21 protein-coding genes are annotated in these 18,247 nt (G+C 45.3%); 12 read left to right on the forward strand and 9 right to left on the reverse strand.

The features are described 5' to 3' along the window. The first annotated feature begins 89 nt into the window (after positions 1-89). The 4 genes from ACUUJN_RS25525 (at position 90) to ACUUJN_RS25540 (ending at position 3,494) form a co-directional block, all read left to right on the forward strand. The gene (locus ACUUJN_RS25525) at positions 90-1,325 is read left to right on the forward strand and encodes an FprA family A-type flavoprotein (protein ID WP_484669061.1); all 1,236 of its coding nucleotides are present in this window, start codon (positions 90-92) and stop codon (positions 1,323-1,325) included. Between the two features lie 36 nt (positions 1,326-1,361). Continuing rightward, positions 1,362-2,555 (forward strand): NAD(P)/FAD-dependent oxidoreductase, encoded by a 1,194-nt coding sequence (locus ACUUJN_RS25530; protein ID WP_484669062.1) that lies wholly within the window; start codon positions 1,362-1,364, stop codon positions 2,553-2,555. Between the two features lie 2 nt (positions 2,556-2,557). Beyond that, positions 2,558-2,728, forward strand: a complete 171-nt coding sequence (gene rd / locus ACUUJN_RS25535; RefSeq protein WP_007432984.1) for a rubredoxin — start codon at positions 2,558-2,560, stop codon at positions 2,726-2,728. A gap of 61 nt (positions 2,729-2,789) precedes the next feature. After that, positions 2,790-3,494 carry a Crp/Fnr family transcriptional regulator gene (locus ACUUJN_RS25540; protein WP_048481570.1) on the forward strand — a complete coding sequence of 235 codons (705 nt, stop codon included), beginning with the start codon at positions 2,790-2,792 and terminating at the stop codon, positions 3,492-3,494. A 132-nt stretch (positions 3,495-3,626) separates the two neighbouring features. On the opposite strand, the gene ACUUJN_RS25545 is transcribed toward ACUUJN_RS25540, so the two are convergent. From ACUUJN_RS25545 to ACUUJN_RS25555, 3 genes are all read right to left on the reverse strand, one after another. After that, complete coding sequence (locus ACUUJN_RS25545) at positions 3,627-5,285, reverse strand: glycosyltransferase 87 family protein (protein WP_484669774.1); 1,659 nt, start codon at positions 5,283-5,285, stop codon at positions 3,627-3,629. A 276-nt stretch (positions 5,286-5,561) separates the two neighbouring features. After that, the gene (locus ACUUJN_RS25550; RefSeq protein WP_484669063.1) at positions 5,562-6,272 is read right to left on the reverse strand and encodes an MBL fold metallo-hydrolase; all 711 of its coding nucleotides are present in this window, start codon (positions 6,270-6,272) and stop codon (positions 5,562-5,564) included. A gap of 196 nt (positions 6,273-6,468) precedes the next feature. Continuing rightward, the gene (locus ACUUJN_RS25555) at positions 6,469-7,023 is read right to left on the reverse strand and encodes a TetR/AcrR family transcriptional regulator (RefSeq protein WP_023990922.1); all 555 of its coding nucleotides are present in this window, start codon (positions 7,021-7,023) and stop codon (positions 6,469-6,471) included. Positions 7,024-7,176: 153 nt separating this feature from the next. Here ACUUJN_RS25555 and ACUUJN_RS25560 point away from each other — a divergent pair, with 153 nt between their 5' ends. Then, positions 7,177-7,851, forward strand: a complete 675-nt coding sequence (locus ACUUJN_RS25560; RefSeq protein ID WP_023990923.1) for an SDR family NAD(P)-dependent oxidoreductase — start codon at positions 7,177-7,179, stop codon at positions 7,849-7,851. A 91-nt stretch (positions 7,852-7,942) separates the two neighbouring features. Here ACUUJN_RS25560 and ACUUJN_RS25565 read toward each other — a convergent pair whose 3' ends face one another. Both ACUUJN_RS25565 and ACUUJN_RS25570 read right to left on the reverse strand, forming a co-directional pair. Then, positions 7,943-8,584: an SDR family oxidoreductase gene (locus ACUUJN_RS25565; protein ID WP_023990924.1), complete on the reverse strand. Its 642-nt coding sequence runs from the start codon at positions 8,582-8,584 to the stop codon at positions 7,943-7,945. 100 nt (positions 8,585-8,684) lie between these two features. Next, positions 8,685-9,284, reverse strand: coding sequence for a TetR/AcrR family transcriptional regulator (locus tag ACUUJN_RS25570; protein ID WP_028540841.1), 600 nt, complete (start codon positions 9,282-9,284; stop codon positions 8,685-8,687). 243 nt (positions 9,285-9,527) lie between these two features. On the opposite strand from ACUUJN_RS25570, the gene ACUUJN_RS25575 reads away from it, so the two are divergent. From ACUUJN_RS25575 to ACUUJN_RS25595, 5 genes are all read left to right on the forward strand, one after another. Next, positions 9,528-10,268: an ABC transporter ATP-binding protein gene (locus ACUUJN_RS25575; protein ID WP_484669064.1), complete on the forward strand. Its 741-nt coding sequence runs from the start codon at positions 9,528-9,530 to the stop codon at positions 10,266-10,268. Next, positions 10,265-11,026 carry an ABC transporter permease gene (locus ACUUJN_RS25580; protein WP_484669065.1) on the forward strand — a complete coding sequence of 254 codons (762 nt, stop codon included), beginning with the start codon at positions 10,265-10,267 and terminating at the stop codon, positions 11,024-11,026. The genes ACUUJN_RS25575 and ACUUJN_RS25580 overlap by 4 nt, the downstream gene beginning before the upstream one ends. A 124-nt stretch (positions 11,027-11,150) precedes the next feature. After that, complete coding sequence (locus ACUUJN_RS25585; protein ID WP_484669066.1) at positions 11,151-11,498, forward strand: KGG domain-containing protein; 348 nt, start codon at positions 11,151-11,153, stop codon at positions 11,496-11,498. Between the two features lie 243 nt (positions 11,499-11,741). Further along, positions 11,742-12,038, forward strand: a complete 297-nt coding sequence (locus ACUUJN_RS25590; protein WP_484669067.1) for a hypothetical protein — start codon at positions 11,742-11,744, stop codon at positions 12,036-12,038. A gap of 134 nt (positions 12,039-12,172) precedes the next feature. Further along, positions 12,173-13,075: an AraC family transcriptional regulator gene (locus ACUUJN_RS25595; RefSeq protein WP_023990930.1), complete on the forward strand. Its 903-nt coding sequence runs from the start codon at positions 12,173-12,175 to the stop codon at positions 13,073-13,075. A gap of 191 nt (positions 13,076-13,266) precedes the next feature. Here ACUUJN_RS25595 and ACUUJN_RS25600 read toward each other — a convergent pair whose 3' ends face one another. From ACUUJN_RS25600 to ACUUJN_RS25610, 3 genes are all read right to left on the reverse strand, one after another. Beyond that, positions 13,267-13,872, reverse strand: a complete 606-nt coding sequence (locus ACUUJN_RS25600) for an ATPase (RefSeq protein ID WP_023990931.1) — start codon at positions 13,870-13,872, stop codon at positions 13,267-13,269. Beyond that, the gene (locus ACUUJN_RS25605; protein ID WP_023990932.1) at positions 13,869-14,042 is read right to left on the reverse strand and encodes a hypothetical protein; all 174 of its coding nucleotides are present in this window, start codon (positions 14,040-14,042) and stop codon (positions 13,869-13,871) included. Before ACUUJN_RS25605 ends, ACUUJN_RS25600 begins: the two co-directional genes overlap by 4 nt. Positions 14,043-14,526: 484 nt before the next feature. Continuing rightward, positions 14,527-15,030: a hypothetical protein gene (locus ACUUJN_RS25610; protein WP_023990934.1), complete on the reverse strand. Its 504-nt coding sequence runs from the start codon at positions 15,028-15,030 to the stop codon at positions 14,527-14,529. Positions 15,031-15,287: 257 nt separating this feature from the next. On the opposite strand from ACUUJN_RS25610, the gene ACUUJN_RS25615 reads away from it, so the two are divergent. After that, complete coding sequence (locus ACUUJN_RS25615; RefSeq protein WP_484669068.1) at positions 15,288-16,469, forward strand: serine hydrolase domain-containing protein; 1,182 nt, start codon at positions 15,288-15,290, stop codon at positions 16,467-16,469. On the opposite strand, the gene ACUUJN_RS25620 is transcribed toward ACUUJN_RS25615, so the two are convergent. Further along, complete coding sequence (locus tag ACUUJN_RS25620; RefSeq protein ID WP_023990936.1) at positions 16,455-16,898, reverse strand: Lrp/AsnC family transcriptional regulator; 444 nt, start codon at positions 16,896-16,898, stop codon at positions 16,455-16,457. The two genes, ACUUJN_RS25615 and ACUUJN_RS25620, sit on opposite strands and share 15 nt — an antisense overlap. 156 nt (positions 16,899-17,054) lie before the next feature. Here ACUUJN_RS25620 and ACUUJN_RS25625 point away from each other — a divergent pair, with 156 nt between their 5' ends. After that, a complete protein-coding gene (locus ACUUJN_RS25625; protein WP_484669069.1) occupies positions 17,055-18,233 on the forward strand; it encodes an MFS transporter in 1,179 nt (392 codons plus the stop codon). Positions 18,234-18,247 lie beyond the last annotated feature (14 nt).

An 18,247-nucleotide genomic window follows, 5' to 3' on the forward strand; every position in this document is an offset into this window, starting at 1 on the left:
AAATTTGATTTCAATCATCTTTTTCATCGACACATCCAACTAGAATCAAATTGTGTTAGATAAACAAAACAAGCAGGAGGTTATTCCATATGAAGCCTGGATTCAAGCTGGCAAAGGATATTTATTGGGTAGGAAAAATTGATGACCGTGAGGTACCCTTTCATCGTCTTACATTATCAAAGGGTACAACCTATAATGCATATCTATTAAAAACCGGAAAACCAACCATTGTGGATACCGTAGATATGACGTTCGGTAGAGAATTTGCCGAAGCTGTAACCGAATTGATCGATCCATTGGATATTCAATATATCATCGTCAATCACACGGAACCAGATCACTCGGGCGGATTGGCAGCACTTGCTTCCAAGGCAACGAACGCTACGATTGTCTGCACTGAGATTGCCGTTCCGGAAATTCAACAAATGTACAAGCTTCAGCATCGCAACTTCCTCGTAATCAAGGATGGGGATCAACTGGACATTGGAGGCAAAACGCTGCTATTCAAAGAAACTCCTTATCTGCATACAGAAGAAACCATGATTACGTATTGTATAGAAGATAAAATCTTGTTCCCTTGCGATATTTTCAGTACACACGTGGCTGTAGAGCATCTATTTGCTGATGAGGCTGGTTTTGATATCACCGAGGACTTTATCGGATACTACCAGGCTATTATTCATCCACATCGCAGATATGTCCGCACATTAATCGAAGCTGTTGCTGATCTGGAAATTGAGATGATTGCACCTTCCCACGGCTTCGCGATCCGACATGATATTGCCAAGTTTATTGATTTGTACGCCTCTATGAGTACCGAAACCAAGGAGGATAAAAAAGTAGCGATTGTCTATGCCACCCTCAAAAATAACACTAAAAAAATGGCAAACATCCTGAAGGACTGCTTTTTGGAGAACCAAATCAAGGTGGAGCTATGGGACGTGGATAAAGCGGATGGAACGGAAATATTGAATAGTATTGCCTCAGCAGATGCTGTTTTCGTCGGTAGCTCTACCAAATATGCCGACATGACAGGCAAATTGGAAGACCTATTGCAACAAATGCAAAAGATGAATCTGGAAGGCAAGCTGGCTGCTGCCTTTGGTTCCTACGGCTGGAGCGGAGAAGCCATTGAAGTTGTACAGGATTACTTGAATGGTACTAATATGAAGGTCCAAAGCACTTCAGAGGTAATCAAATCAACGGGTATGACCCATGTGGAATTCCCGGTACGTATTCGTTTCTCTCCTACAGAAGTTGAAAAAGTGAAGAAAATTAAAAATGCCGCTGAATTTGTCTCAGATCTACTGCTTAGTGTTATTTAAAACACAGTAGCGTATAGCGAATAGGAGAGATACTGAATGGGTAACCAACATTACGTTATTATCGGAGGCAGTGTCGCCGCCGTCAACGCGGCAAAAGCGATTAGAGATCATGATGATCTGGCCGAAATTTCTATTTACGGGGAGGAAGCATCCTTTCCGTATAACAGAGTCAAACTTTCCAAGGGACTATTCACTGATTTGCACAGCGACAAAATCCTGATCAAAAAGGAAAAATGGTTTGCCAATCAACGAATTCATGTGTATTCCGGCATCAAGATAACCGAGATACATCCAGAGGATTATACTATCAAAACAATAGATGGACAAACCGTTGCTTATGACAAGCTACTGCTGTGTACAGGAGCTCACAACCGTAAGCTTGTGCTAGATGGGGCTTCTCTAAGGAACGTTCACAATATTCGTTTTCGACAAGATGCGGATCGCCTTAAAGCGGAATTGCGACAGGGAGACCGGATATGTATCATCGGCGGCGGTATTCAAGGCGTGGAAACCGCCTGGTCCTTCCAGCAAGCAGGATATGCTGTAACTATACTGGAAGCTTCGCATCGGCTTATCCCCCGTCAGCTAGATGAAAAGGCCTCCGCTATTTTGACCGATCGGATGACCGAACAGGGTACTCAGGTACTCCTTGGGCAAGGCGTAAAACGTATTAAAGGCACAGATCACGTAGAAGGTGTGGAACTACAGGACGGCTCTGTTATCCCCTGCGAGCATGTCGTGTACTCTATCGGAATTGTACCGAATACGGAGCTTGCTCGCCAAATCGGCCTTGATATTGGACAAGGCATTCTGGTGAATGCGCAGATGGAGACCAGCTCCGCCAATATCTATGCAGCAGGTGATGCAGCCGAATTTCAGAGTAGAGTAGATGGGCTATGGGAAAGCGCAATGGAGCAGGGAAAAATAGCAGGCGCTAATATGGCGGGCGCATCCGTCAGCTATCAGCGTCCCCTCCCTGTAACCCTTTCGAACTGCTATGAATCTCCTCTCTTTTCCATCGGTCTAGTAGATGAACAAGTCTGCGACACCAGCCTGATTACTAAAAATCAAGCTTCTTATACACGTATGTTCATACAAAACGGCTCTATCTGCGGCGTGATTGGCTTTGGAGATGCCCTTGCTTCACTACCATACAAAACAGCCATCATGCAGGGACTCAAACCGGACGCACCAGAGCTTACAAAAATTTTGAATGACAAGGAGAACTAGAGATGAAAAAATATGTATGTCAGCCCTGTGGATACATTTATGATCCTGCTATCGGTGACCCCGATGAAGACGTTATGCCCGGTACAGCGTTTGAGGATCTTCCAGAAGACTGGGTTTGTCCAGTCTGTGGTGAGGATCAAAGTCATTTTGCCCCAATAGATGATACAGAATAACAACCATGCGCTATAACCTGTAGTTTCCGGTTTATGAATGGAGTGAATGAATGTGAATGAGATGTCCTGCCCCTGCCAGTGCGAAAAGGAGCCCTGTGCCCGCAAAGTGCCTATCTTTTCCTCTTTGTCCTGCGAAGATTTGTGTAAGGTCAGCTCCATGATCCGACACCGAAAATATCAGAAAGGCGAGGCCTTGATTGTGGAGGAGCAGGCTTCCGATACGCTGTACATTATTAAAAGCGGGCATGTCAAGCTGCTGAAGATGACGCCTCAGGGCAAGGAGCAAATTCTGCACATTCTGACAACTGGCGATTTTTTTGGCGAGTTGAACATATTTAACAGCGATGAGCTGAGTAACTTTAGTGCGTATGCCTTAAAAGATACTGATATTTGTATGCTCACCAAGGATGATATGGAGCAGTTGATCCGCAACAATCCCGATATCTCTTTGAAGCTGCTCAAAACCATTACTAAACGCTTGGCACATACCGAAAACCTGGCTCAAAGCCTAGCTACCAAAGACCCGGAAATCCGCATCGCCTATATGATTCTTGAGCTTGGACATAAATATGGAAAGCCGGATGGTTCCTACATTAAAATAAACCTCCCCCTTTCACGCGAGGAAATGGCTAATTATGTGGGTGTTACCCGCGAAACCATCAGTCGCAAATTCGGAAAATTTGAACAGCTGGGGATTATTCATAGCAAGGGTACAAGAGAGATTACCATCTGCGATGTACAGAAACTGAACGAATATATGGATTGAGACACATAGATACAATGTTACTCTAACATGAGGACAACAAAAAACCGCTTCTTTAACTTATGGATTGCAGTTGATCTATCAACCACTTCCATTTCGTTAAAGGGCGGTTTTTTCACCGTATTTTATACTCCACTAACTATCAATTGTTGTGTTCACACTTTGGGAAGACGCTCCCCATGCAGGCCGCGCTGAAGGAAGTTCTGGCGAAACTCTGTCTGTGGAAGGAGCAGTCTCAATCGTGGTCGATTTGGAGCAATCCCACACTACTTTGACCAAATACCCAAACAACAACACATTCAACAATGATGTCACACACAAAATAATACCGTATTGATCCCGAGAGTTGGAGCTATAGAAGATATCAAAGGTGTTTAGGAAAATCGTAAGACTGAATCCACCCGCAAGCCACAAAAATCTGCGGTCTCGTAAATACAGATACGCCAGTACAGCTAACGCGGCCGCAGGGAACAAGTACCGTTCATGCATGCTGGAAGCGAAGGTAAATACACCTGCAATGAGCACCAGTGCAGCTGCCGCTGCAAATTGTGGTTTGCGACTACGGATATACATCCACCACGTAAACAGAGTCACCAGCACAATGCAGATCATACCCCATGTATGGTAACTGAACAGGAACAACGTTGTAGTGTCCTGCGTATAATTGCCACCGATCAGTGCAAAGAAATTATATGCGTTCACCGAAGCATACGGATACTCGCCGACCGTTCCCTTGTATAGGTCAAGTAGCAATAACGGCTCCTGCCCCCACGAAAATGGTAATATGACCAGAATGGTCGTCACAACGGCACCGCCAATGGACAACAGCCAAGGCTGTATTTTACGTTGTCTCAGCAGCTCAAAGAACAAAACAGGCCCATAAATAATTCCCTGCGGCTTCATCAATACGGCTACCGTAAACAATACGGCTGACCAGCCGACCCGGTTTTCCACAAGCAGCACAATCATGCCCACAATCAGCATAGTAAAGAAAGAATCCACCTGCCCCCAGAAGGTCGAATTGATAAATACAGCTGGGTTAAACACGTAGAATATAGCCAATCCAAGGCTTATTCCATAGCCGACCCGTTTGCTTGCCAACCGGTACAGCATGTACGCTGTCACGATATCGGCTAATATATTGGGAAGCCGCAGCAGTACGGACATGTAGGGACTGAAAGCATCCGTAGAGCCGATTTGACCGATCACATATAAAATATAAATATAGAACGGCGGATAATCACTTGATCCGTTCGTGTAAAAGCCCGATAAGCTATCCGCTGCTGTCGTAGCCCAGTTCCGGAATAGCATTAAATCCATATGACCCGAGATCCATGGGGCGATCGCCATTCTTAAAAAGAACCCCACACCCAGCACTGTCCACAGCATCAGTCCCCGATTACGTTCCCCGAGCTTCCATTCACGAGCCCGAAAACGGTATGCAATAAACACGAATGCACCGAAGAACAAAGCGGCGAAAATCGCCAGCGGAGTAGCATAAGCAGATGAGGAGTTGCCACTTCTTCCACCACCCATACCACCGCCAGGACCGCCCATGCCAGATCCGTTACCAGACATGCCACCGGGCCCTCTGTGCTGTCCGTCTCTGGCAACACCACTGCCGCCCGAAGACGTATCATTCCCGGCCGTTGTACCTTTGTCACCCGATGTCGATGTTCCCTCAGTGGAGGAGTTGGTAGTTTGCTCTGTCGTCCCCTGATACTGTCCTACATTTCCTGCTCCACGGTTCCCCGCGGTCTGACCGTCAGAAGGACGTTGCCCCGGTCCTCCCATACCTCCACCAGGTCCGCTTCCTCCTCCGAACCCGCCGGATGGGCCCTGTCTAACAGCCGCAGACGGGGACGCAGAACTACCTGAATAACTCCATAACGAAACGACACTAGCGACAGCAAACAATATGAGACTAAATAGAAGTATATATTTCAGACCGTTCGCTTTCCAAACGTTCAAATCCGATGCACCTCTCTCTGTTTCTATTTTCCCATATTGTATCTGCCTTAGCTTAGGACTTTGTGAGTTCTGGCTGAATGTTGGCTGAATACCGAATCATCACACTGAAGTTTGTCGTTCCAGCTCCATAATCGCCCTTTCCAGCTGAGATTGTGGATGCTTCAGCATGTTACCGTGACCGACAGCTAATAAAGATGGATTGAAACTCACCAGCTTTTTGGCGCTTTTCAGCGAAATTCCCTTGTTCCAGGTAGCCAGTGCCGGAAAAGGAAACAGCGGCTTAAGCCTTCCCGATACCGCTATACCACCTCGGGTCTGGAAGGCGTCGCCTGCAATCAACGCACGGGTACGAGTATCCAAAAATGCCATCGAGCCCGGCGTATGTCCTGGTGCGCTAATCGCCAACAGCGAACCTACATGATCCCCATCCTCCAGTAAAACGTCAGGCTGGGTAAGGATATGCTTCGGTACATCGCCTCGAATAGGAGTATCCGGTTCTCCTGCCTCCAACGATACATCGCCCTGTAGCAGCGGTGCGTCCCGCCTTGAAATAAATACTTGCGCATCAGGATACCTTGCCTTGAGCGTATCCAACGCACCCACATGATCCCCATGGGCATGGGTAAGTACAATTCGAATAATCGGCTGCCCGATCCGCGCCGCAGCCTGCTCTATACCACGGGTACTGTATGGCAATCCGGCATCTACCAAGGTGAGCCCCTCTTTCTCCTCCACCAAATAACAGTTCACTGGGAACAGCCGGGGCATAAACGTCAATTGATACACATGCTGCACCTGAACAATACGCATTTTAGCTCATCTCCTTGTCTTAATTATAAACTAATTATATTAGTATTATGACTAATATAATTAGTTTTAAGCAAATATTTTTGCTCCTATTCAGTTGGAGTTGGAGCTTGGAACTGCTACGGGGACGATCATACTGAGAAAACAGCAAAAAGCATCCCCAGGACTCTGCCCCCGGGGATGCCTCTCACAACAAGAATTAACCTTTTCCTCCTGTTATTAATAACGAAGCCTTCTTGGCTATTTCCTCTTTATCAAACGGAGTATTTCCAGATGCCCATAAATAACCAGCCTCATGTATGATATTGGCATAAATAGGTACATAAAAACTCTTCTCTGAGTCTGTACATATGTTATCTAAACTTTTCACTAAATATTTTTTCAGCTCAATTAACATTTTTTCTTTCAACAGAGGCGCAAGACTTAAATAGCTACGGCGACATTGAATTTTCGGTTGTTGATGAAAGTCACATACTGCTAGAACGAGTTGATTTATGGTGTCCTGATCGAACTCTACTACTCCTAATGTTCGTTTTTCAATGACGTTCGAAGCAGAGTCGTCAATCATGTAATCCAACATTTCGTACTTATCATTAAAATGTGCATAAAATGTAGCACGATTCACTTGGGCCCCTTTTGTTAGATCTGCTATTGTTATCTTTTCAAAATCCTTTTCATTCACTAAATTAACAAAAGCGTTAATCAACGATCTCTTTGTATGTGTCATTCGCATATTTTTTACTTTTGTCCCCACGTTCTGCCCTCCTTATTTGGCACATTTCAATTTTTGTTTCTATAACAACATTCTCATTTAATTGTTGGTTGTTCCATATATTAAGCGGGCTTATACTTACTAAAACAACATATGTTGCTTTAAAATATACCACAAATAAGGAGTTCATATAAGATGAAAACTATTGCAATAATTGGTGCAGGACTCGGGTTAGGTTTATCTATCGCGAAAAAATTCGGGGCGCAAGGGTTTAAGGTAGCTTTAGTTTCTCGTAATACAGAAAAATTGGAAATCATCACAAATGAACTAAAAAGCCTGAATATTGTAGCGCGCTCTTATGTCGCGGATATTACGGATTTGAACGCTTTAAAACAAGCCTTACTGGCTGCTAAAAAAGACTTAGGCAGTATTGATGTACTCGAATTCAGTCCTTATGCAGGATGGAGTAATTTCACAGATATTTTAGAAACAACGCCCGCAAGCGTCTTGGAACAAGTCAACAGCATTGTGCTTCCTGCAGTTCTATCCGTCAATGAAGTATTGCCTGACATGATCAGCAATGGTTCAGGCGCGATTCTATTTACAACGGGCATATCTGCCATGTTCCCTTTGCCCAGTCTTGGGAATGGTGGTATCGTGATGTCCGGCCTTCGAAACTATGCGACTAACCTGCATAATGAACTGAAAGAAAAAGGAGTTTTTGTAGGACACCTTTCAATCGGCACTTTCATACAAGCTGGTACGGCAGGAGATCCAGATATCATCGCAGAAGCTTGGTACAACTTATACGAGAAAAAGCATAGCTTTGAAGAAACATTCCCAAAAGGAATTGATCCAACCAAGCTGTAAAATTATTAAAGCGAGAAGATGACCATGGATGGCCGTCTTCTCGCTTTTTTGTCATTTATAAGCGTCCTCTGTGCAACAACTTCATCCGTAATTACAGCCTGATTGCCTCAGCAATAGGCGTACTGCCAGACACCAGATTAATTGCACGATGATACGTCTGCTGTTCCTCCAGCGCTGCTACCACCGCTGCCGCCACATCTTCACGGGAAATGGTCTGGCTGGTGAGCTCCTCACCGGTAGCAACTTTGCCGGCGCCAACATCATCCGTCAGGCCACCCGGGCGAAGAATCGTGTAGTTTAGGTTGCTCGCTTCCAACAGGCGGTCAGCGTAATGCTTCGCCACATAATACGGTTTAATGGATTCGGGCCACTTCTTTCGATTCTCTGCATGTAGGGCGCTGACCATAACGAAGCGTTGGATACCTGCTTGTTCGGCGGCTTCCATCGCCTTGACCGCTCCATCCAAGTCGATAAGCAGCGTTTTATCAGCTCCTGTTTTCCCGCCGGAGCCTGCTGTGAATACGACAGCATCGCTGCCTTTTATAGCTGCGGCAATTTCACCAACCGTCCCTTCGAGGTCAGCTACCACCGTTTCTGCTCCCAAACGTTCAAGCGCTTCGGCCTGATCCGAATTTCGGATCAACGCCTTTACGCGATGCGATTCATTTTGCCCCAATAGACGGACAAGATGTCTGCCTACTTTTCCATTTGCACCAATCACCAGTACGTTCACTCATACCCCTCCTGTATTCGCAGTCTCTCATCTACATTATACAGATGTATTTTACCCTTCGGGTCTGCGACGCAATCATGTTAGCTGCATCAGGTTGAAATCAGACTTCTTTGGTAAGCTCGACATCTCGCTTTTGCCGCACACGCAGACCTGCCAAAAAGGTAGCCATCATCACCTCAATACTCCGGTCCACCTCCACAGGTAAACCAAAGCCGCCCTTTTGTTCAAGCGAGGCGAATCCATGAAGCAGACTACGGAATCCCCTCGCTGCATGAATGCAATCTTCTTCCTTGAAGCCATAACCACTGGACAGGACGGTAATGACCAGCTCGGCCACGCGATCCGCAGCCTGCCTCATTTCGGTATCATTTCGATCTGTTGCATACAGCATCGCTTCATACAAACCGGGTCGCTCCCGAGCATACCGCATATACGCCTTCCCCATAGCGGTCAGCGCATCTTCGCCCGCTCTACCAACCGCTGCGCTCATCAAAGCTTCCTCCAACTGTTCGAGGCTGTGCAATGCCAGTACTTGGCGCAGTCCGTTCAATCCGTGCACGTGGTTATACAAGGACGGAGGGCGAATGTGGAGTTTTTGAGCCAGCGTGGTGAGCGTGACATCCCCCATCCCTTGTTCATTGGCAATGTCCTCGGCAGCCCGCAGGATATCTTGCAACTTTACTCCGTTTCTAGGCGACATCATCCTGTCTCCTTTCATCGAATTTCTATGTAATCCGGTTCCTTATACCTATACAGAATTGATCCAGATTCTATTTTAACTAATCCTGTTAGTTTATACAAAGAAGATGCCGTTTACAACAGCCGACCTGCATTGAACCTTTATAGAAGAGCATAGCAGTCATTACTGATATAATAAAAAAATAAGATCATAGAACGGATCTGATCCCTTTCTCGATCCCCTACAAAGGAGCTAGCTATATCTATGGAATCCAAGCCACTTCCAGCTATTGAATTCAATCACATTATCAAATATTTCGCCGGGTCTGGACAGCAACGTGCTGTTCTGAACGGGATTACGGCAAAAGTTTCCCCCGGCAAAATCACCACGTTGGTCGGTCCATCGGGGTCTGGTAAAAGCACGTTTCTTTCACTGTGCAACCTCCTAATGACACCAGATGAAGGGGACATCCGTGTCCTCGGCAAACCGATATCGGAGTGGGAGATCCCTGAACTAAGACGGAGAGTAGCATTGGTTTTTCAGGATGCCCCCATGCTTCAGGGAACTGTCCTGTACAATCTCCAAACCGTAGAACGGCTGCACGGTACAGTGCTGGATGATCCTGCCGGCCTGTTGGAACGCGTAGGACTCACCCACGATCTGTTGGAACAAAAGGCGCAGGAACTGTCCGGTGGACAAAGACAGCGCTTGGCCTTGGCGCGGACGCTCGCGAACCGCCCGGATATTTTACTGCTGGATGAGATTACTTCTGCACTGGACCCCGCCTCGGTCAAAGAGGTTGAGGAACTGCTGCTGCAAATGAACAAAGAAGAGGGAACAACGATGATCTGGATTACGCATCATATGGAACAAGCCCGCAGGGTAGGCCACGAGACATGGCTGATGATCGACGGAAGACTGGTAGAACAAGCGGATACGGAGACGTTTTTTAATGCTCCGCAGCATAGTGAGACCCGCAGGTTTGTAGCAGGAGAATGGGTATGACGATTGTTGCCTTGGTTCTCTCTCTCGGTTTTGTATTTATCGCCATCGTCATGTCCAAATCCTTCAAACTCGGTCTGGACCGAGACATTATCATCGCCACAATCAGAGCGTCGATTCAACTGCTGGCGATTGGATATGTATTACATTTAATTTTTGGGATGCAAAGCTACGGATTTATCGTATTATTCATTCTGCTCATGATTACCGTAGCCTCACAAAATGTTGCGCGCAAAGGACGATTTATCCCCGGTCTCATGTGGAAGTCATTCCTGACGCTGCTGTGTGTGGAAATCGTTACGCAGGCGTTCCTGATTGGCCTGCATATTATTCCGGCGACAGCCCGATATATGATTCCGATTAGCGGCATGATCATTGGCAGCTCCATGATTTTGTCCAGCCTGCTGGTGTCCCGGCTCAAGTCGGAAGTTCTGCTGCGCAAGCCTGAAATCATGCTCATTCTGGCGCTAGGCGGCACGCCTAGACAAGCCATCTTCCCTATACTCAAGGATTGCATACGTTCCAGTATGATTCCAACCATTGAGGGGCAGAAAACGCTGGGGCTTGTCCAGCTTCCCGGCATGATGACCGGACAAATCATCGCAGGTGCCAATCCGATTGCCGCCGTGCGTTTGCAATTGCTAATCGTATTCACTACCATGACCTCTGCTATTTTGACCAGCGTGCTGCTCAGCCTGTTCATTTATCCGGCATTATTTACCCGCCAGCAACAATTGAACACAGAAGCATGGGAACGCTAATCGAGGCGGATATATCCAGTTATTTACCATTTTCTATAAAAAAAATAGAATGTTTAATTCCTGACATGACGGTTAATAGATACACGTACCCGCTTTACTAAAATTCGATGAGGAGTGATTGAACATGGCTAACAACAACCAAAATGGCAAACTGAGTCGCGAAGAGGCAGGACGTTTAGGTGGAGAAGCTACTGCTAAAAATCACGACAAAGAATTTTATCAGGAGATTGGCGAAAAAGGTGGCGAAGCCACTTCCAAAAATCATGGCAAGGAATTCTACCAGGAAATTGGTGAAAAAGGCGGCGAAGCCACTTCCAAAAACCATGACAAGGAATTCTATCAAGAAATCGGACGCAAGGGCGGCGAAGCCCGTGGCAATTCAGACCAAAGTGATAGCGACGGGAAAATGAGTAGGGAAGAAGCAGGCCGCAAAGGCGGCGAGGCCCGCGCCCGTCAGCGTAGAAATAACTGACAATAGGGAGTATGTGGTTGGTGCAATTACAATGTAGAGGCATAGACTGCGAATAAACACGAAGTATAGTGGACGTTTATGTTATAAAAGCCTATCTGCCGGAACAACGGCAGATAGGCTTTTTGTGTGAAAGTTACTTTCATCATCGGATCATACGCATTACAATATACATAAACAGGTTAAATAACCAATCATACATATTTTATTACAAATGAAAGAATGGATTATGGGAGGTTTGCGCGAATGTTGATTACAAAGAATAAAACGGCTGCAACTATTCTAAGAATTATATTTTTTTCACTGATTTTCAGCTGGATTTATTATTATTCAGGTCATCACTCAGCAGAAACCGCTAAATTAGTTAAAACTACAGATGATTACTTGGTCATACAGAGAGATGCTGCTAACGGAGGTGAATATAAAGAATTATATATTTCCTCAAAGTCTGTGATCCCTCCTCTGGTTATAGGCAAACAATATTATTTCGTGTCTGATCAAAGGTACTTTCAACGCCCATATATCCGTTATGTAGAGGAGTAAAATAGAACAAGACAACAAGGACTAACATAGCCCTTGACTAAAGCTTCATGAATAATACAAAAGAGTGCATGCAACTCAAGTCAAATATTCCTGTATTCCGGCTGTTAAGATGGAGTCGAAAGGAGGGAACCCTCGTGTACGAATGGAACGAAATGGTCCAGCTCATGATCGATTGGATTGATAATAATCTTACTTCAGCACCTTCGTTGTTGAGAATGTCCGATCAGTTAGGCTACTCCCCTTACTACTGTACAAAACAGTTTCATTCTCTTACAGGAATGACGTTAAGGGATTATGTGTGGATGCGCCGGATTAGCCGTGCTGCACTGGAACTCCGGGATAGCAATGTCCGCATCCTCGATGTTGCAGTAAAGTATGGGTTTTCTTCACAGGAGGCTTTTACACGGGCATTTGTAAAAGCGTTTGAGGTAACTCCGGCTGTATACCAGAAGGAGCCCCGACCTATTCCGTTAGCCATTCGTGTTGAGGTATTCTCTCCTTATCATTACCATTTGAAGGAGCGGGATAAGATGGTTAAGGATCATTTGCAAGAAGCTGAAGTCAAAATCGAGCGTATACCAGCACACAAATTTATTGGAATCTGGGATACTTCTTCTCGAAACTATGGCGATTTCTGGAGAAACGGTCACAATTGTGATGAAATTTGCGGAACATTGGAAAGCATGTCTCATCTCAAGCTTCCCGAACAATTGGGTCAAACTGCGGGCTGGTTTTATCAGGATGGTCAGAAGGGCTATCTCTATGGAATACCGGTTGCCGCTGACTATGCCGGAGAGATTCCCGCAGGAATGAAGTGCCGGGACATCCCCGAATCAGATTACCTGGTGTTTTTTCACCCGCCCTTTAATTATTTAAAAAACAATGGAGACGTTATGAGAATGGTGGAGGAGAAGGCTTGGAACTTTGACCCTAGCAGCCTGGGGTATGAATGGGATGAGGAAACGAAGCAGGATTATCAGCGGCATTTCCCAGAAGGATATGGCTACGCAGTGTTACGTCCAGTGAAAAAAGTGTAGAGAAAAAGAATCCGAAGAAGCCGCTACGATCAGGGTGCTGTTCATCGTCTTGCTAAAGTCTGTTGAAAAATAATAACAGTCTATTACTAACGGGTCCCATTTTGAAGTGCAATACACATCGAATTGACATTGTGGACACAATACGATGTAAATATAGAATAAACCGATCACTGAATCATACAGTTATCGGTTTATTCTTGATCAGCATTTTTATTTTGCAAGTAACTATCAATGATTTTAACCCAATCCGGTAACAACGCCACATGGTGTTTTATCGTTTCACTATCGGATTCCAATACAATCACGCCATCTGAGCTGCTGTTGTCAATGACAATTAAATGATCGATAAGTTTAAGATGTAAGAGAAGATTGTCCAGTGAGGTCTGATGCCGTCTTATAATATCAGCGGTATCAATGTGGTGACCCCCATTTCGAACTCGTGCAGCAACTCGCTCGATATTAAGACGATAATCACCAAGGCCCACATAAAACATAATAACTTCAAAGCCCTTTTCTTTTGCCACTCGCATTTGTCGAATCACATTGCCACCAGCAAGTGTCGTCTCTACGGTAAAATCTCGTTTATTTCTTATACAATCCCGCGCTAGCTTAATCGCTTCCTTTCCTGCCGATACTTTGTGTCGATCAGGGTTTTCACGATCAATCCCTCGCGCTAACGCATCTGGATCGATATTAACACTTACACCAAGTTTATCAACGATTAGATTACGAATTGTACTCTTACCACTTCCGTTGTTTCCTGCGAATACAAACATAGTAGCAAACGGCTCACTCATGATAAAATATCCTGTTCTTTAATGCGTTCGACTTGACCATTACTGTACTCTTTAACAAATTGACCATCCGGCGTTTTGTAGACAATATATGTGCCATTTGCTTTAGCGTCCAGTTTTGCTCTATCTCCAGTTAGTTTGATTAGCTTGCCTAGGTCGTGTGTACGATTCATTCAGTCATCACCATCCCATACAATTCATATATCGAGAGTATATCACAAATCGAAAAGTCTGAAAGAATCCAGCGTCACTCAAAACCACACGAATACCGTACGTCTAAAAATCGTGACAAGTAAATAGGATCGAAATATCGTTCTTTTTAATACATTTTAATAAATAAATTTGGAATAAATGCTACTTCCAGCTTTTTGATTCGTCTATAACAACAAATACACTTGCGGAGGTATAGGCAATGAAATCTTTTCGTTTTTGGCTGGTCCTACTCTCATGTCTAGTTATTACTGTAAATATTACGGGGTATGACGACTACAATATACTATTAGCTATTATTAGTCCGTTGGTTTGGATGTATGAATCATTTCGATTTGTGCGAGAGGCAGACATCCCCATAGCCATTGTTTACTTCACTACCCTAGTTTTCTGGTATCTTATTGGATACGCCTTGGACCGTTTGATTAGAAAATTGAAAAATTAAAATCACTTGAAATTATCTTCCAAAATATTATCTACCTTCTCAGGCTCGTACTCGACCGTTCTGTAGTCAGGAGATGAAGGAATCATATTGATCACAACATTTCTCATTTGTAGCTTGTACTTTCCTTCCTCAAAAGCAAGAACATGCTTAATGGAAGGTAACTCCATATCCTCATACTTCGTTATCGACGAAACAACAATCTTGGAAGGGTTAGAATCATCCACAGACACGATACGATAATCAATCGGTGTTCCCTGAGCTTTTAGAAAGTTAAGCCGTGCCTGTTCTGTTTTAAAGCGATAATCATCAGACAGTGAAAGCATCTTATCGTAATCCCGACTCATAGAAGCGTTCATATATTCTGAAAATGTCGAGACAGCAGCCTCTTTGGGCTTATCGGGAAGTTTATAAGGTTCCTTATCCCCTCCAAAACCTGTAGCAATTACAGTCAAAATCCCTCCGAGGACAACCAAGCAAGCCAACTTATTACGCGATACAAGCCTCAATAAATAAAACCCCCTTTGTTGTAAATTTTACCACCTATTTTCAACGTATCTCAACTTAAAAAGCCACTGTAAAACGCGGTATAACTTTTTGTAAAACCCCATTCATTTAAATCCAAAGCCATTCTTTTAATATAATTTTATTTTAACGTTAATACTCACTGAACACCTTTGTTACCTTATGTAATGTCGCCTTCCCATCCTGTAAACTAAGTTCCATCAAGCGATAACCGCTGGATCATAGAGAGGATGAGATATTTATGAGTTTGGATAATAGAGTTTTTGCGATACAAGCTGATCTGGACGGACGTGTAAATGCAGTTATAGATCAAACCCTTAACGAGAAGCGCCTGGTCGGCGCAGTCGTCATGATATATATGGATGGTTCACCCGTGTATGTCCGAGCGGCGGGGCTGGCTGATCGAGAAGAACAACGTCCTATGCATGAGGAGGCTTTATTTCGGCTTTCTTCTGTATCCAAACCGATTGTATCGACTGCGGCTTTGGTTTTGGCAGCCCAAGGATTGATTAAGCTCGATGAATCTATTGAACGCTGGTTGCCCGATTTTCGCCCCCGATTAATCAGTGGTGAGCAGCCCTCCATTACAGTACGCCAATTGCTGACACATACTGCCGGGTTGACCTATGGCTTTTTAGAGGAAGAAGGCGGCGGTTCCTATCATCGTGCAGGCGTATCAGATGGCATGGATTTTTCAAATCTTACGCTGGAAGAGAACTTGCAACGTTTGGCTTCTGTGCCTCTGTTATATACACCGGGTAAAGCATGGGGATATTCGATTGCTACTGATGTGCTCGGCGCTATCATTAGCCGTGTATGTGGCACAACCCTTGATGCAGCTGTTAAAAAGCTCGTTACAGAACCTCTCGATATGCACGACACCAGTTTCGCGGTCGCGGATGCTGGACGGCTTGCGGCTCCTTATGTCAACGATATATCAGAGCCCCGGCGGATGCGTGAGCTTGAGGTTGCGCAGGTTTTTGAAGGCACCGCAGGACTTCGTTTTCAGCCTGCACGAGCCTTTGATTCCACGGCTTTCCACTCTGGTGGCTCGGGTATGATTGGCAGCGCAAAAGATTTCATGCGGCTGCTGGAAACACTGCGAAACGGCGGCAATCCGTTACTTTCAGAGGAATGGGTCCGTGAAATGGGCACCATCCAGACCGGGAACCTCCCCTTGGCAGGTTGGCCGGGGCGGGGCTTTGGACTGGGATTCACCGTACTCCAAAATCCCAACGAAAGCGGAACAGCAGAATCACCCGGAACGTGGCGTCTCGGAGGAGCTTACGGTCATTCGTGGTTCGTTGATCCCGCACTAAGACTCAGTGTGGTCGCCTTTACCAATACAGCATTCGAAGGGATGTCAGGTCCGTTTACAACCGAGCTTTGCCAAGCCATTTACGGTAGCTCAAATAGGGTCTAATAAAGTGGGGGTTACATGTTTATGGTCTACAGGCGAGGACAGGACAATTAACGTGGTAGAGTGCCCGTGCTTTCCACACTCATCCCCGAACTGCTCCAGCTTGAGCATAGACTCAACCATGACTTTCAGTAAGTAATTTTGCTCGCCGCTGATTCTATGGCATTCAATGACTTCAGGTGCAGATTGGCAAAACTCAACAAATGAATTGCATTGATTCGTGTGCACGAGCACGTGAGCCATGATCGGCTTTCCGACTTTCTCATGTGAAACTATGGCACGATACCCGGTGATGATACCTTTATCCTCCATGCGCCGCACTCTTTCCGTTACGGCAGGCTGGGAAAGCCCAACCTCCTTACCCAGCTCGGTCATGGAGATACGCGCCTGGTTTTGTAGACACAACAAAATTTTATGATCCACTTGATCCATCAAATCCATCTCCTTAAGTCCAAGGTAATATTACAAAAACACAATTATTATTATGTATTATTCCGAATATTTCCTTATTATTTTATGATTTAATGAAATATTAGCACGCAAAATCAAGGACGTAAAGCAGGAAGAAGTGGAGAAGGAATGAAACTAATGAAATATAGTAAGCCCCTGCTTTTCATTGCGCTTGGCCTATTTGGTGTATACACGATCGAGTTCGGTGTGGTTGGCATTTTGCCGGTCATCATTGAACGTTTTCATATTACGGCAGCCCAGGCCGGGTTTCTTGTCAGTTCATTTGCATTGATCATCGCGCTGTTCGGTCCCTTCATGGTGCTATGGATGTCCAGGTTTAACCGCAAGCGAATCATGACAATGTCGTTGTTTGTTTTTGCCGTAACAAGCTTGCTGTCAGCCTATACATCCAACTTTTATCTACTAGTGATTTTACGTATCATTCCGGCTCTGTTTCACCCAGTGTATTTCTCGCTTGCCTTTGTCGCCGCCACTGCGTTGTATCCCCCGGAAAAAGCAACGCAAGCTTCCGCCAAAGCCTTTCTCGGCACGAGCATGGGAATGGTACTCGGTATTCCAATTACGGCTTATATCGCCAATCAATTTTCATATGAGGCCTCCTTCTGGTTTACTGCGGTAGCGAATGGGATTGCAGGGATCGGTATTTTATTTATGCTGCCGGATACACCACAAGCCGAAATGTTCTCCTATCGGAAGCAGCTTGGCATTTTGCGTAAGGTATCGCTGTGGCTCAATATCGGGGCGGCTACTTTTATTTTTGCAGCCATGTTCTCGGTGTATAGCTATTCTGCCGAATATTTGGGGCAAAATACAGGGATGAGCAGCAATGTTATCAGCTTTCTGCTTATTATTTTCGGCATCGGCGGAATGCTCGGCAATCTGTTGGCTGGCAAGCTCATGGGCTTGCATAAGGTACGCACCGCTCTTTATCATCCAGTAGCCTTGGGGGGCACCTATTTGCTGTTGTACGGGATCAGTTCCTCATTTATCCCTACGCTCTTCATCATTATCGTGTGGGGGGCCGTTCATACCAGCGGACTGATTGTCGCCCAGATTTGGGTGATTGATGAGGCCAAAGAAGCTCCCGCGTTTGCCAACAGTCTTTATATCTCGTTTATTAACCTAGGGGTCTCACTGGGCTCGCTGGTAGGGGGGTGGTTTATGGTCAGAGCGGGGATTCATGGGACGCTGTGGAGCGGTTTGCTGTTCGCCATGCTGGCGATGGTATGCATCGGGTCTAAAGTGATCTATCCACGTATTTTGCGAAAATATAAAGGGTTAGATGTGCAAAGCTAAAGAGTTGCAAGAGG

The organism is Paenibacillus sp. LRG-1, from assembly GCF_057220305.1.

Bases quoted from the DNA above. Each gene is read 5' to 3' on its own strand.
- ACUUJN_RS25525 (WP_484669061.1), top strand. From the start codon at position 90: ATGAAGCCTGGATTCAAGCTGGCAAAGGATATTTATTGGGTAGGAAAA.
- ACUUJN_RS25545 (WP_484669774.1), bottom strand. From the start codon at position 5,285: ATGGGAGGACCGGGGCAACGTCCTTCTGACGGTCAGACCGCGGGGAAC.
- ACUUJN_RS25560 (WP_023990923.1), top strand. From the start codon at position 7,177: ATGAAAACTATTGCAATAATTGGTGCAGGACTCGGGTTAGGTTTATCT.
- ACUUJN_RS25570 (WP_028540841.1), bottom strand. From the start codon at position 9,284: ATGTCGCCTAGAAACGGAGTAAAGTTGCAAGATATCCTGCGGGCTGCC.
- ACUUJN_RS25540 (WP_048481570.1), top strand. From the start codon at position 2,790: ATGTCCTGCCCCTGCCAGTGCGAAAAGGAGCCCTGTGCCCGCAAAGTG.
- ACUUJN_RS25575 (WP_484669064.1), top strand. From the start codon at position 9,528: ATGGAATCCAAGCCACTTCCAGCTATTGAATTCAATCACATTATCAAA.
- ACUUJN_RS25625 (WP_484669069.1), top strand. From the start codon at position 17,055: ATGAAATATAGTAAGCCCCTGCTTTTCATTGCGCTTGGCCTATTTGGT.
- ACUUJN_RS25605 (WP_023990932.1), bottom strand. From the start codon at position 14,042: ATGAATCGTACACACGACCTAGGCAAGCTAATCAAACTAACTGGAGAT.
- ACUUJN_RS25600 (WP_023990931.1), bottom strand. From the start codon at position 13,872: ATGAGTGAGCCGTTTGCTACTATGTTTGTATTCGCAGGAAACAACGGA.
- ACUUJN_RS25550 (WP_484669063.1), bottom strand. From the start codon at position 6,272: ATGCGTATTGTTCAGGTGCAGCATGTGTATCAATTGACGTTTATGCCC.
- ACUUJN_RS25620 (WP_023990936.1), bottom strand. From the start codon at position 16,898: ATGGATCAAGTGGATCATAAAATTTTGTTGTGTCTACAAAACCAGGCG.
- ACUUJN_RS25530 (WP_484669062.1), top strand. From the start codon at position 1,362: ATGGGTAACCAACATTACGTTATTATCGGAGGCAGTGTCGCCGCCGTC.
- ACUUJN_RS25590 (WP_484669067.1), top strand. From the start codon at position 11,742: ATGTTGATTACAAAGAATAAAACGGCTGCAACTATTCTAAGAATTATA.
- ACUUJN_RS25580 (WP_484669065.1), top strand. From the start codon at position 10,265: ATGACGATTGTTGCCTTGGTTCTCTCTCTCGGTTTTGTATTTATCGCC.
- rd (WP_007432984.1), top strand. From the start codon at position 2,558: ATGAAAAAATATGTATGTCAGCCCTGTGGATACATTTATGATCCTGCT.
- ACUUJN_RS25615 (WP_484669068.1), top strand. From the start codon at position 15,288: ATGAGTTTGGATAATAGAGTTTTTGCGATACAAGCTGATCTGGACGGA.
- ACUUJN_RS25585 (WP_484669066.1), top strand. From the start codon at position 11,151: ATGGCTAACAACAACCAAAATGGCAAACTGAGTCGCGAAGAGGCAGGA.